The following is a 13847-nucleotide window of genomic DNA, read 5'->3' on the forward strand; positions in this document are numbered from 1 at the left end:
ACGAACGGGCCATGAGCTTCTCAGGTTTCATCGTCCAGCTGCTCAACGGGCTGGCGAGCGCGTCCTCGCTGTTCCTCGTGGCAGCCGGGTTGTCGCTGATCTTCGGCGTCACGCGCATCGTGAACTTCGCCCATGGTTCGTTCTTCATGGTCGGCATCTACGTCGCCTACACGCTGGTCGACCGGCTGGGCACCGGCTTCGGCTTCTGGCCGGCGCTGGTGATGGCGGCGCTGGCGGTCGGCGTGCTCGGCGCCCTGATCGAGGTGGTGCTGCTGCGGCGCATCTACAAGGCGCCCGAACTCTTCCAGCTGCTGGCGACCTTCGCGCTGGTGCTGGTCATCAAGGACGCGGTGCTGTGGCTCTGGGGTCCGGACGAACTGCTCGGCCCGCGTGCGCCCGGCCTGTCGGGCTCGGTCACGATCCTCGGCCGGCAGTTCCCCTCCTATGACCTGTTCCTGATCGTGGTCGGGCCGGTGGTGCTCGGGCTGGTCTGGCTGCTGCTCACGCGCACCCGCTTCGGCACCCTGGTGCGCGCCGCCACGCAAGACCGCGAGATGGTCAGCGCGCTGGGCGTCAACCAGGCCTGGCTGTTCACCGCGGTGTTCGCGCTCGGCGCGCTGCTCGCGGGCCTCGGCGGCGCCCTGCAGCTGCCGCGCGAGCCCGCCACGCTAGAGATGGACCTCAACACCATCGGCGCCGCCTTCGTGGTGGTGGTGGTCGGCGGCATGGGCTCGATCCCGGGCGCTTACGCCGCCGCGCTGCTGATCGCCGAGATCAAGGCGATCTGCATCTGGCTCGGCGTGGTCGATGTCTTCGGCATTCCGGTCTCGTTCTCCAAGCTCACGCTGGTGGTCGACTTCCTCGTGATGGCCGTGGTGCTGGTCTGGCGCCCCTGGGGCCTGTTCGGCAAGCCGCAGGCACCGAGCCGCTATGTCGGCATGCAGGAAGAACCGCTGCGCCGTCCGGGCCGCACCTACCTGGTTGCAGTGGGCCTGTTCGGCCTGGTGCTGGTCGCGATGCCCCTGCTCACTGCCGGATCGCCCTACACCACCGTGCTGCTGATCGACCTGCTGATCGCGGCGCTGTTCGCGGCCAGCCTGCACTTCATCATGGGTCCGGCCGGCATGCACTCCTTCGGCCACGCGGCCTACTTCGGGCTCGGTGCCTACGGCGCCGCGCTGCTGGTGCGCTCCAGCGGCATGCCGATGGAACTGGCGCTGGTGGTCGCGCCGCTGGTGGCAGCGGCGGGCGCCTTCGTCTACGGCTGGTTCGCGGTGCGGCTCTCGGGCGTGTACCTCGCGATGCTGACCCTGGCCTTCGCGCAGATCACCTGGGCCGTCACCTACCAGTGGGACAGCTTCACCGGCGGCAGCAACGGCCTCACCGGCGTCTGGCCTTCCGACTGGCTGGCCGACAAGCGCGCCTACTACTGGGTCACGCTGGCCCTGGTCGGGCTGGGCGTCTGGTGGCTGCGGCGCGTGCTGTTCTCGCCCTTCGGCTATGCGCTGCGCGCGGGCCGCGATTCGCAGCTGCGTGCCGACGCCATCGGCATCGACGTCAAGCGCATGCAGTGGGCCGCGTTCGTGATCGCCGGCACCGCGGCCGGCCTGGCCGGTGCGCTCTACGCTTTCTCGAAGGGCAGCATCTCGCCCGAATCGCTCAGCGTCGGCAAGTCGGTCGACGGCCTCGTGATGGTGCTGCTCGGCGGCATCCAGACGCTGGCCGGCCCGGTGGTCGGCGCGGTCACCTTCACCTGGCTGCACGACACCGTGGCGCGCAACACCGACTACTGGCGCGCGATGCTGGGCGGCATCATCCTCTTGCTGGTGCTGCTGTTCCCGCAGGGCATCGCGGGCTTCGCCAAGCAGCTCTTCGACCGGCGCCGCCACACGGGCGACGCGGTCGATCTCAAGGAAGTCAAAGCATGAGCCTGTTGAAAGTCAACGAGCTGGGCAAGTCCTTCGGCGGCGTCAAGGCGGTCGACGGCATCAGCTTCGATCTCGCGGCCGGCGAACTGCTGGCGCTGATCGGCCCCAACGGGGCCGGCAAGTCCACCACCTTCAACATGGTCAACGGCCAGCTCAAGGCCGACCGCGGCTCGATCCTGCTCGACGGCCAGGAGCTCGTGGATCGCAAGCCGCGCGAGATCTGGCGCCTGGGCGTGGGACGCACCTTCCAGATCGCCGAGACCTTCGCCTCGCTCACCGTGGCCGAGAACGTGCAGATGGCCTTGCTCTCGCACGACCACAAGCTGTTCTCGACCTGGCGCCGCGCCGCCGACCACAAGCGCGACGAGGCACTGTCGCTGCTCGACCAGGTCGGCATGAAGCCGCAGGCCGACCGGCCCTGCAGCGTGCTGGCCTATGGCGACGTCAAGCGCGTCGAACTCGCGATCGCGATGGCCAACAGCCCGAAGCTGCTGCTGATGGACGAACCCACCGCCGGCATGGCGCCCAAGGAGCGCAACTCGCTGATGGCGCTGACCAAGCAGCTCGTGATCGACCGCGGCATGGCGGTGCTGTTCACCGAACACAGCATGGACGTGGTGTTCGCCTATGCCGACCGCATGATCGTGCTGGCCCGCGGGCGCCTGATCGCGCAGGGCAAGCCGCTCGAGATCCGAGACCATCCGAAGGTGCAGGAGGTGTACTTCGGCAGCGGCAAGACTTTCGAGAAGATCGCAGAGAAAGCCGCCGCGGTGAACGCGGCGGTCGGGGAGCACGCATGAGTTCGCATGAGACCTTGCTCGAAGCCAAGGCCCTGTGCGCCTGGTACGGCGCGGCACAGATCCTCTACGACGTCGATCTCGAGGTCCGGCGTGGCGAAGTGGTGGCGCTGATGGGCCGCAACGGCGCCGGCAAGTCGACCACGCTCAAGGCGCTGATCGGCATGCTGGCCAAGCGCCGCGGCGCGGTGCGCTTCCTCGGCCACGACATCTCGAAGAGCGAGCCGCATGTGGCGGCCCGGCTGGGCCTGGGCTTCGTGCCCGAGGACCGGCGCGTGTTCACCGACCTCAGCGTGATGGAGAACCTCGCTGTCGGCAAGCAGCCGGCCCGGCGCTGGAACGACGGCACCGATGCGCCGCTGTGGACCCCCGAGCGCCTGTTCAAGCTGTTCCCGAACCTCGGCGAGATGCCGAACCGCCCGGGCGGCCGCATGAGTGGCGGCGAGCAGCAGATGCTGACCGTGGCGCGCACGCTGATGGGCAATCCCTACCTGGTGCTGCTCGACGAACCCTCCGAGGGCGTGGCGCCGGTGATCGTCGAGCAGATGGCCAACATGATCCTGGAGCTCAAGGCGCAGGGCGTGAGCATCCTGCTGTCGGAGCAGAACATGCACTTCGCCGAGCTGGTGTCCGACCGGGCCTATGTGCTCGAGAAGGGGCAGATCCGCTACCAGGCATCGATGGCGGAACTGGCGGCCAACGACGAAGTGCGCCGTGCCTACCTGAGCGTCTGATTTCATCAACCGAGGAGCCTCCAGCATGCACAACACCCGCAGAACCCTCCTGAAATCCACCGCCGCGCTCGGCCTGCTCGGGCTCGGCGCCGCGCCCCTGTTCGCCGCCCCGAAGATCAAGCCGGCCGCCAACGCGGCGCTGATCGTGGTCGATGTGCAGAACTGCTTCATCGAAGGCGGCACGCTGCCGGTCAAGGGCGGCGCCGAGGTGGTGCCGGTCATCAACAAGCTGGCCGAGGCCTTCGACAACATCGTGGTCACGCAGGACTGGCACACGCCGGGCCATGCCTCGTTCGCCAGCACCCATTCGGGCAAGAAGCCCTTCGAGACCACCAAGCTCAGCTACGGCAACCAGGTGCTGTGGCCCGACCACTGCGTGCAGGGCAGCGACGACGCCGGCCTGCACAAGGAGCTCAAGCTGCCGACCGCGCAGCTGATCATCCGCAAGGGCTATCACAAGGGCATGGACAGCTATTCGGCCTTCGAGGAGGCCGACCACAAGACCCCCACCGGCCTGGCCGGCTACCTCAAGGCGCGCGGCGTCAAGACCGTGTTCGTCACCGGGCTGGCCACCGACTTCTGCGTTGCCTGGACCGCGATGGACGCGCGCAAGGCCGGCTTCGAGGTCTACGTGATCGAGGACGCCACGCGCGCCATCGACCTCAACGGCTCGCTCGCGGCGGCCTGGAAGCAGATGGCGGCCAAGGGCGTGAAGCGCATCCAGTCGAGCGACATCGTCTAGGCCGCCGCAAGAGATGCCGGGGTTCGCACTGAAGGTCAACGGTCGCAGCGTCGAACTCGCGGCGTCGCACGAGGCCTCGCTGCTGCATGTGCTGCGCAACGACCTGGGCCTCAACGGCCCCAAGTACGGATGCGGCCTCGGCCAGTGCGGCGCCTGCACGGTGCACGTGGACGGCGTGGCGGCGCGCTCCTGCGTGATCCCCGCCCATGGCGTGGCGGGCCGCGAGATCACGACCCTCGAAGGACTGGGCTCGCGCGACTGCTGGCACCCGGTACAGCAGGGTTTCGAGGACGCCCAGGCCGCGCAGTGCGGCTACTGCCTCAACGGCATGGTGATGCAGGCCGCGGCACTGCTGGCGCGCGAGCCGAATCCGGGCGAGGCGCGCATCCGCAGCGAGCTGTCGGGCAACCTGTGCCGTTGCGGCACCCACATCGAGATCCTGGCCGCGGTGCAGCGCGCGGCGCTGCGGATCGCGGAAGGCGCCGGCACGTGACGCGCCGCGCCGACCTGCCCCGCACGCGCAGCGATTTCCTCCAGGCCGACGGCGTCCTCGTCGTCGTGCGCGAGACGCCGCCGGCGCCGCCGCCATCGCCGGGCCAGCCCGCGCTGGTGTCGGGCAATCCCGCGGAGGGCCCGGAGGTCCTGCTCGCGGTCTGGGACGACGGCAGCGTGACCGCGCTCAACGGCCACGTCGACCTGGGGACCGGCATCCAGACCGCGCTGTCGCAGATCGTGGCCGAAGACCTCGACGTGCCGATGGCCCGGGTCCGGATGGTGCTCGGCGACACCGCGCGCGCGCCCAACCAGGGCGCGACCATCGCCAGCGCTTCGATCCAGATCCACGCGGCGCCGCTGCGGCTGGCGGCGGCGCAGGCGCGCGGCTGGCTGCTGGCGCAGGCGGCCGAGCACTTCGGCGTGCAGCAGTCGCTGCTCACGGTGCGCGAGGGGCGGGTCCACGCCGGCGACGACCCGGCCTTCAGCATCGGCATCGGCGAACTGGTGGCGGGCGGCCGTGCCCTGCTGCAACTCGATGCCGGGCAGCGGCTCAAGGACCCGGCCGACTACCGCATCGTCGGCCGCTCGCAGCCGCGCGTCGACATCCCCGCCAAGCTCGCCGGCGACACGGTCTTCGTGCACGACATGCGGCTGCCCGGCATGCTGCACGGCCGCGTCGTGCGGCCGCCCTACGCGGGCGCCGACCACGGCGACTACATCGGCAACACGCTGGAGTCGGTCGACGAGGCGTCGATCGCGCACATCCCCGGCATCCGCGCGGTGGTCGTGATCCGGGACTTCGTCGGCATCGTCGCCGAGCGCGAGGAGCATGCCGAACAGGCGCTGCGCGAGCTGCGCGTGCGCTGGAAGGCCTGGCCCGGCCTGCCCGCGCTCGACGATCTCGAAGCCGCGATCAGCGCCAACCCGTCGACGCAGCGCCTGCTGGTCGACGAAGGCGATGTCGATGCGGCGCTGGCCGCGGCGGCGCAGCCGATGCCCCGCACCTACGTCTGGCCCTACCAGATGCATGCGTCGATCGGGCCTTCCTGCGCGCTCGCGCACTGGCAGCCGGGCGAGGGCATGGGACTGAGGGTCTGGGCCGGCTCGCAGAACCCGCACGTGCTGCGCGCCGATCTCGCCAGGCTCATGGGCCTCGACGACATCGCGGTCGACGTGGTGCGCATGGAGGCGGCCGGCTGCTACGGCCGCAACGGCGCCGACGACGTCGCGGCCGACGCGGCGCTGCTGGCGCGCGCGGTCGGCGCGCCGGTGCGGGTGCAGCTCACGCGCGAGCAGGAGCAGCTGTGGGAGCCCAAGGGCGCCGCGCAGCTGATGAAGATCAACGGCGGGCTCGACGGCGCGGGCGGCGTGGCCGGCTACGACTTCGAGACCTCCTATCCGTCGAACGGCGCGCCGACGCTGGCGCTGCTGCTGACGCGCACCGTCGAGCCGGTGGCCCAGGCCTTCGAGATGGGCGACCGCACCGCGCGGCCGCCCTATGGCTACGGCAACCTGCGCGTGAAGGTCAACGACATGGCGCCGATCGTGCGCGCCTCGTGGCTGCGCGGGGTCTCGGCGCTGCCGAGTTCGTTCGCGCACGAGTCCTACGTCGACGAACTCGCGACCGCCGCGGGCGTCGACCCGGTGGCCTTCCGGCTGCGCCATCTGCCCGACCCGCGCGCCGCCGAGCTGGTGCGGGAGACCGCGCAGAAGGCCGGCTGGCGCATGCGCACCGGGCCGCAGGAGAACTCTGATGGTGGCCTGGGCCCCGGCGGCGACATCCTGTTCGGCCAGGGCTTCGCCTACGCGCGCTACGTGCACAGCAAGTGGCCGGGCTTCGGCGCCGCCTGGTCGGCCTGGGTGGCCGACGTCGAGGTCAACCGCAAGACCGGCGAAGTGCATGTGCGCCGCGTCGTCGTCGGACACGACGCCGGGCTGATGGTCAACCCGGCCGGTGTCGAGCACCAGATCCACGGCAACGTGGTGCAGACCACCAGCCGCGCGCTCAAGGAGCAGGTGCGCTTCGCACCGCAGCGCCCGTCCGGGAGCGGCGACCTGCTGCCCGGCGTGCCGCCCTCGGGCGTGGTCGCCAGCCGCGAGTGGGGCAGCTACCCGATCATCAACTTCCGCGAAGTGCCGGTGATCGAGGTGCTGCACATGCAGCGCCCCGGCGAGCCGCCGCTGGGCGCGGGCGAGTCGTCCTCGGTGCCGGGCACCGCCGCCATCGCCAATGCGATCTTCGATGCCACCGGCGTGCGCTTCCGGGCCCCGCCGTTCACGCCCGAGGTGGTGCGGGCGGCGCTGAATCCGCTGCCGGCGCCGGCCGGGTCCGAAGCCGCGCCGGTCGCGGCGAAGCAGGCGCTGCCCGCCACCGCGCCATGGCCGAGGCGGCGTGGCCTCTGGGCCGGCGCCGGGGCGCTGATCGTCGGCGGCATCGGCGTGGTCGCGGGCCTCGCGGGCTGGCGCTCGGCGATCGCGCCGGTGAGCTTCAGCGCGCCGGCCTACAGCGAGGCCACGGTCGAGCGCGGGCGCGTGCTCGCCCGGCTCGGCGACTGCGCGGTCTGCCACACCGCGCCGGGCGGCACGCCCAACGCCGGCGGCCGCGCGATGGAGACGCCCTTCGGCACCATCCACACCACCAACCTCACGCCCGATGCGGACACCGGCCTCGGCCGCTGGTCCTTCACGGCCTTCCAGCGCGCGATGCGCGAGGGCATCTCGCGCGACGGCCATCACCTGTACCCGGCCTTTCCGTACACCGCCTTCGCCAAGACCAGTGACGACGACCTGCAGGCGCTCTATGCCTATTTCATGTCGCTGCCGCCGGTGCGCGCGCAGACGCCGCCGGCCGAGCTCAAGTTCCCGTTCGGCCTGCGTCCGCTGATGGCCGGCTGGAACGCCTTGTTCCATGACCCGAAGCCCTACCAGCCGGTGGCGCTGCAGAGCGCCGAATGGAACCGCGGTGCCTATCTGGTCAACGGCCTCGGCCACTGCGGCGCCTGCCACACGCCGCGCAACGCGCTCGGTGCGGAGCAGGGCGGCAGCGCCTTCCTGTCGGGCGCCATGATCGACGGCTGGGAGGCGCCCGCGCTGACCGGGCTGTCCGGCGCGGCGGTGCCGTGGACCGCCGAGGCGCTCTACGGCTACCTGCGCCACGGCCATGCGCAGCAGCATGGCATCGCCGGCGGCCCGATGGCCGAGGTGGTGCGCGAGCTGGCGGCGGTGCCGGACGCCGACATCCGCGCCATGGCCAGCTATCTGGCGTCCTTCAACCCGGCGACGACGCCGCAGGCCGCCGAGATCCAGGCCCAGCGCGCGGTCGCCACGGCGGCGGTGCAGCAGGGCCGGCTGCTCGGCCCCGCGCAGCGCATGTTCGACAGTGCCTGCGCCGCCTGCCACCACGACGGCGACGGCCCGACACTGCTCGGGGTCAACACGCCGCTGGCGCTCAACAGCAACCTCACTAGCGCGCGGCCCGACAACCTGCTGCGCACCATCCTCGACGGCGTGCGCGAGCCGGCTTCGCGCGACATCGGCTTCATGCCGGCCTTTCGCGAGGCGCTGGACGATGCGCAGATCGTCGAGCTGGCCGGCTACATGCGAGCCCGCTTCGCGCCGCAGGAACCGCCGTGGCGGGAGCTGGCGCAGGACGTGGCGCGGCTGCGGGCCGCGGGACCGAACGCCGGCCTGCGCTGAGACCCCTTAGGATCCGCGATGCAGAGGCCGACTCACCGGCCCGCTTCGGAGACCTCCCATGACCTCGATCCTTACGCCCGCCCAGTCCCTGCCTCGCGATGCCGAGCGCGCCACCCTGGTCGGACGCCTCTGGCTGCCCGACGTCGGACCCGTGCTGGTCGCGGTCCACGAGGGCGGCCTGCACGACCTGTCGCGCGTGGCCGCCACCGCCAGCCAGCTGCTGGAGCTCGACGACCCGGTCGGCGCGGTGCGCGAGGCTCTGCGCGACGAGCGCACGCAGCGCGTCGCCTCGCTCGAACAGGCGCTCGCCAACAGCGACGAGAACCGCCGCGACCGGCAGCATCCGTGGCTGCTCGCGCCCTGCGACCTGCAGGCCGTGAAGGCCAGCGGCGTGACCTTCATCGCCAGCCTGCTCGAGCGCGTGATCGAGGAGCAGGCACGCGGTGATGCCTCCAAGGCCGACGCCGTCCGCGCGGCGCTCAGCGACGTGCTGGGCGACAACCTCGCGGGCATCGTGCCGGGCTCGGAGCAGGCGGCCAAGGTCAAGGAGGTGCTGATCGCGCAGGGCGCCTGGTCGCAGTACCTCGAGGTCGGCATCGGGCCCGACGCCGAGATCTTCACCAAGGCGCCGGTGCTGGCTGCCGTGGGCACCGGCGCCGACGTCGGCATCCATTCGGCTTCGGTCTGGAACAACCCCGAGCCCGAGGTGGTGCTGGCGGTCGACAGCCGCGGCCGCACGCTGGGCGCCGCCTTGGGCAACGACGTCAACCTGCGCGACTTCGAAGGCCGCAGCGCGCTGCTGCTGGGCAAGGCGAAGGACAACAACGCATCCTGCTCGATCGGCCCCTTCATCCGCCTGTTCGACGCGCACTTCGGCATCGACGACGTGCGCCGCATCACGGTGGCGCTGCGGGTGCTCGGCCCCGAGGGCTTCACGCTCGACGGCGCCAGTTCGCTGTCGCAGATCAGCCGCGATCCGCTCGACCTGGTGGCGCAGGCCATCGGCCCGCACCATGCCTATCCGGATGGCCTGATGCTGTTCCTCGGCACCATGTTCGCGCCGACCCAGGACCGCCACGGCCCAGGCCAGGGCTTCACCCACGTGGTCGGCGACCAGGTGACGATCTCGGCGCCCGAACTCGGCGCGCTGCACAACCGCGTGGTGCACGCCGACCAGGCGCCGCGCTGGACCTTCGGCATCGGTGCGCTGATGCGCAACCTGGCCGGCCGCGGGATTATTTGACTCGCCCCCAGGTTGCCCGGCACTTCGTGTCCGGGCGCCCACCCCCTGCCGGGGGCAACACCAGCGGCCCGGCAAAGCCGGTTCCGCGGTGTTTCACGAAAGGGCCTAGCTGCGCCGGCCATGGCGTTGCGCGGCGAGCAGCGACAGGACGGCGAGCAGGCTGGCCGCCAGCAGGACCCACAGTCCCGCGGTGTAGCCCTCGCCCGGCGTCCACAGCAGCCCCAGCATCAGCGGCGCGAGGGCGCGGGCGATTGCGCTTGGCAGGCCGAGCGCGCCGTTGAGCGTGGCCACGTGCTCGCGGTTCACGTACTGGGCGATCGCGGTGCCCTTGACGATCGTGAGCATGCCGTTGCCCATGCCGTAGAACAGCACGAAGGCCAGCGCCGCCGACGGATGGCCGGCGCCGGCCAGCAGGGTCGCGAGGCCGATCGGGATCAGGCAGGGGATCAGCCGGTTCGCCAGATGCAGATCGAAGTGATGCTCGAAGAAATAGAGCAGGGCGCGGCCGAACACCTGCACGATGCCGATCGCGGCCGGCACCGCGATGGCCCAGGTCTCCGACAGCCCGGCGCCGCGCAGCAGGCTCACCATGTGCGGCGGCAGCGCCGCGGTCACCGCCATCAGCAGCACGGTGAAGACCGCGATCAACAGGAAGGGGGCGCTGCGCAGGTAGTGGCCGACCGGCCGCTGCGTGGCTGCCGTGCCCGCGGCCGGCGCGACGATGCTGCGCCTGGGCGCCTGCCGCAGGATCGATGCATGCAGCGGCGCGCACACGAGCAGGTGGATCGCGGCCAGCACCCACAGCGCATGGCGCCAGCCGAGCTGCGCGATCAACCAGGCGCCGAGCGGGATGAAGACCGTGCTGGCCAGCCCGCCGAGGAAGGTCAGCGTGATGATCGCGCGCCGGAAGTCGTTCGGAAAGCGGCGCGTCACGACCGCGAAGGCCGGCGTGTAGAGCGTGGCCGAGAGCGCCGCGCCGAGCAGCAGCCAGGCGGTGTAGAAGCCCGCCGCGCTGTGCACCACGCTGTGCAGCAGCAGACCGGCGGCGATCAGTAGCGAGCCGCCGGTCATCACGGCGCGCTCGTGGCCGCGGTCGATCCAGCGGCCCACCGTCCAGGCCATCGCGCCTTCGGCCAGCAGTGCGAGGCTGAAGCCCAGCGAGGCTTGCGCCCGGCTCAGGCCGAGTTCGCGCTCGACCGGCTCCAGCAGCAGTGCGAAGGTGTAGAAGACGCTGCCCCAGGTGATCAGCTGGCCGACCGAGAGCCAGGCGACGAGGCGGCGGTCGTAGGGAGCGGGGCGCGGAAGCGATACGGGAGTGCCCATCCGCCCCGACTCTAACGGGCCCGGGTGCCCGGGCTGGGCCGCCGCTTCAGTTGGCGGCGTTGAGGGCCGGCGCCGTGGCGCGAGCCGTTGCGGCGGGCGAAGCCAGCAGCAGCCTGTAGATCAACGCACCGATGATCGCGCCCGCGATCGGCGCCACCCAGAACAGCCACAGCTGGTCCACCGCGATGGCCGGCCCGAACAGCGCCGGCCCGGTGCTGCGCGCCGGATTGACCGAGGTGTTGGTGACGGGAGTCGAGATCAGGTGGATCAGCGTCAGGCACAGCCCGATCGCCAGCCCGCCGAAGCCCGCGGCGCTGTGCTTGGCGGTGGCGCCGAGGATGACGATCAGGAAGACCGCGGTCAGCACGACCTCGGTCACCAGTGCCGACGCCAGGTTGAAGCCACCGGGCGAATGCTCGCCGAAGCCGTTGGTGGCGAAGCCGCCGATCTCGGCGCCGGCCTTGCCGGTGGCGATCACATAGAGCACGAAGGCCGCGGCGATGGCGCCGAGCACCTGCGCGACGATGTAGCCGGGCAGCTCGGCGGCGCGGAAACGCCCGCCGACCACCAGGCCGACCGACACCGCCGGATTGAAGTGGCCGCCCGAGATCGGGCCGAGCGCATAGGCGCCGGTCAGAACCGTGAGGCCGAAGGCCAGCGAGACACCGACGAAGCCGATGCCCAGGCCTGGAAAGGCGGCAGCCAGTACTGCACTGCCGCATCCTCCGAAAACGAGCCAGAACGTGCCGATGAATTCGGCCGACAGCTTCTTGAAGGTACTGTGTTCCATTTTTTTGTTCCCTGAATCTTCATGTGTGACAAACATGCCGCCGACCGGAGCCGAGGGCGGGCGGATTCTAGGGAGCGCGCAGCAAGATGGCCGGCAGCGCCGCGGGGCAGGTCGCGGCGATGCGGCGTTGTTCACGAAAGCGGCGGCTTTCTTCGGGAGCGGGAGCCTGCGCGCGCTGCAAAAGCCCCCCGGTCTTGAAACACTGTGTTAAGAAATGTAATGGGCGGCGCGATTCAATCCGTCGCCTGCAGCGCCCGCCGGTACTGCATGGCCTCCGCCACCTGCGCGGCTTCGACCGCCTCGGTGCCGGCCAGGTCGGCGATGGTCCGCGCCACCTTGAGCGCCCGGTGCGTGCTGCGTGCCGACCAGCCCAGCCGCGCCGCCGCCGTGTGCAGGAACTGCATCGCCGCCGGCTCCAGCATCGCGCGCCGGTCGATCTCGCCGCCCTCCAGCCCCTGGTTCGGCTTGCCCTGCCGGGCCACGGCGCGCTCCCGCGCCGCCACGGCCCGGCTCCGGATCGTCCCGGTGGCCTCGCCTGCGGGCGCCTGCAGCAGTTGCTGTGCCGATACCCCGGGCACCTCGATGTGCAGGTCGATGCGGTCGAGCAGCGGGCCGCTGAGCTTGCCCTGGTAGCGCGTCACCTGGTCCGGGGTGCAGCGGCAGGCCCTGGCGGTCGAGCCGCGCCAGCCGCAAGGGCAGGGGTTCATGGCCGCGATGAGCTGGAAGCGGGCCGGGAACTCGGAGCGCCGTGCGGCGCGCGAGATCGTGATGGTCCCGGTCTCGAGCGGCTCGCGCAGCGCCTCCAGCGCCGAACGCGTGAACTCGGGGAACTCGTCGAGGAACAGCACGCCATGGTGGGCCAGCGAGATCTCCCCTGGCCGCGGCGGCGATCCGCCGCCCACCATCGCCACCGCGCTGGCCGTGTGGTGCGGGCTGGCGGTCGGGCGGCGCATCCATTGCGCCGTCTCGAAGCGGCCGCCCAGGCTCGCGACCGCCGCGCTCTCCAGCGCCTCGTCGACGCTCATCGCCGGCAGCAGCCCGGCGAAGCGATGGGCCAGCATCGACTTGCCCGAGCCGGGCGGGCCGACCATTAGCAGGCTGTGGCCACCAGCCGCGGCGATTTCCAGCGCCCGCTTGGCGCCCGCGTGCCCCTTCACGTCGGCCAGGTCGGGATGCTGCACCGCTTCGCCGGGCGGCGTCGCCAGCACGCGCGCCCAGCCGTCCCCGGCGGCCTCGCCGGCCTCGCCGCCCGGCACGGCGCCGTCCGGCAGGAACTGCCGCACCACATCGAGCAGGTGCCGGGCGCCATAGACCTCGGCGCCCGGCACCAGAGCGGCCTCCCGGGCGCTCTCGGCCGGCAGCACCAGCCGGGTGGCGATGCCGCGCACGTGCAGCGCCAGCGCCATCGCCAATGCACCACGCACGGGACGCAGTTGCCCCGACAAGGAGAGTTCGCCCGCGAATTCGTGGCCGGCCAGCCGGTCGGCCTCGATCTGGCCGCTGGCGGCGAGGATGCCGAGCGCGATCGGCAGGTCGAAGCGGCCGGAATCCTTCGGCAGGTCGGCCGGCGCCAGATTGACCGTGATGCGCTTGTTGTTCGGGAATTCGAGCCCGGCGTTCTGGATCGCGCAGCGAACCCGCTCGCGGGCTTCCCGGACCTCCACATCGACCAGGCCGACCAGCGTGAAGCTGGGCAAACCGTTGGCCAGATGCACCTCAACCGTGACATTCGCCGCTTCGAGGCCCAGCAAGGCGCGGCTCTGCACCAAAGACAGACTCATTTCGCTCCCTTTCACCAAGATGGTGCGTTCCATCTCTTGTTCTTCATTGTGACCAAGTGCTTCGGGTCCGGAACCTGCCTCCTGGAGAGGATGCGCTTTGGCACGCTCCCTGCTTTGACAAGGATTCCCAACCACTTTCAAAACACGAGGAGTCCGCTCGATGATGCACCGTAAATCCGTCCAGGTCCTGGCTGTTGGCGCGCTCGCCGCCCTGCCGCTGATCGCCAGCGCGCAAGCCGCAGCCGAACCCGCAGCGGCGCCGAATCTCACGGGCAACGTCGCGATCACGACCAACTACAAGTTCCGCGGCCAGGACCA

General features: G+C 71.0%; 10 protein-coding genes and 1 pseudogene. 8 read left to right on the top strand and 3 right to left on the bottom strand.

Going from position 1 to position 13847, the window contains the following annotated elements:
• Nucleotides 1–11: 11 nt before the first annotated feature.
• From QTI45_RS29495 to QTI45_RS29525, 7 genes are read left to right on the top strand one after another with little or no spacing between them, the layout of a single operon-like run.
• A complete protein-coding gene (locus tag QTI45_RS29495; protein ID WP_286372129.1) occupies nt 12–1928 on the top strand; it encodes an ABC transporter permease in 1917 nt (638 codons plus the stop codon).
• Nucleotides 1925–2728, top strand: coding sequence for an ABC transporter ATP-binding protein (locus tag QTI45_RS29500; RefSeq protein WP_286372128.1), 804 nt, complete (start codon nt 1925–1927; stop codon nt 2726–2728). Before QTI45_RS29495 ends, QTI45_RS29500 begins: the two co-directional genes overlap by 4 nt.
• Complete coding sequence (locus QTI45_RS29505; protein ID WP_286372127.1) at nt 2725–3459, top strand: ABC transporter ATP-binding protein; 735 nt, start codon at nt 2725–2727, stop codon at nt 3457–3459. Before QTI45_RS29500 ends, QTI45_RS29505 begins: the two co-directional genes overlap by 4 nt.
• Nucleotides 3460–3484: 25 nt before the next feature.
• Nucleotides 3485–4201: a bifunctional nicotinamidase/pyrazinamidase gene (pncA, locus tag QTI45_RS29510; RefSeq protein ID WP_286372126.1), complete on the top strand. Its 717-nt coding sequence runs from the start codon at nt 3485–3487 to the stop codon at nt 4199–4201.
• 13 nt (nt 4202–4214) lie between these two features.
• Nucleotides 4215–4694, top strand: a complete 480-nt coding sequence (locus tag QTI45_RS29515) for a (2Fe-2S)-binding protein (RefSeq protein WP_286372125.1) — start codon at nt 4215–4217, stop codon at nt 4692–4694.
• Complete coding sequence (locus QTI45_RS29520; RefSeq protein ID WP_286656819.1) at nt 4691–8392, top strand: molybdopterin cofactor-binding domain-containing protein; 3702 nt, start codon at nt 4691–4693, stop codon at nt 8390–8392. The genes QTI45_RS29515 and QTI45_RS29520 overlap by 4 nt, the downstream gene beginning before the upstream one ends.
• 58 nt (nt 8393–8450) lie before the next feature.
• Complete coding sequence (locus tag QTI45_RS29525; RefSeq protein ID WP_286372123.1) at nt 8451–9635, top strand: fumarylacetoacetate hydrolase family protein; 1185 nt, start codon at nt 8451–8453, stop codon at nt 9633–9635.
• Nucleotides 9636–9740: 105 nt separating this feature from the next.
• Here QTI45_RS29525 and QTI45_RS29530 read toward each other — a convergent pair whose 3' ends face one another.
• The 3 genes from QTI45_RS29530 to QTI45_RS29540 all read right to left on the bottom strand — a co-directional run bounded on the left by QTI45_RS29530 (nt 9741) and on the right by QTI45_RS29540 (nt 13529).
• Nucleotides 9741–10958 carry an MFS transporter gene (locus tag QTI45_RS29530; protein ID WP_286372122.1) on the bottom strand — a complete coding sequence of 406 codons (1218 nt, stop codon included), beginning with the start codon at nt 10956–10958 and terminating at the stop codon, nt 9741–9743.
• 46 nt (nt 10959–11004) lie between these two features.
• Nucleotides 11005–11748 carry an aquaporin Z gene (gene aqpZ, locus QTI45_RS29535; RefSeq protein ID WP_286656820.1) on the bottom strand — a complete coding sequence of 248 codons (744 nt, stop codon included), beginning with the start codon at nt 11746–11748 and terminating at the stop codon, nt 11005–11007.
• A 233-nt stretch (nt 11749–11981) separates the two neighbouring features.
• Nucleotides 11982–13529: a YifB family Mg chelatase-like AAA ATPase gene (locus tag QTI45_RS29540; RefSeq protein ID WP_286656821.1), complete on the bottom strand. Its 1548-nt coding sequence runs from the start codon at nt 13527–13529 to the stop codon at nt 11982–11984.
• Between the two features lie 163 nt (nt 13530–13692).
• On the opposite strand from QTI45_RS29540, the pseudogene QTI45_RS35540 reads away from it, so the two are divergent.
• Nucleotides 13693–13847: pseudogene (locus QTI45_RS35540) on the top strand (TorF family putative porin); the annotation flags it as partial.

The sequence above is a fragment of the Variovorax saccharolyticus genome (assembly GCF_030316765.1).
Lineage (GTDB): Bacteria > Pseudomonadota > Gammaproteobacteria > Burkholderiales > Burkholderiaceae_C > Variovorax > Variovorax saccharolyticus.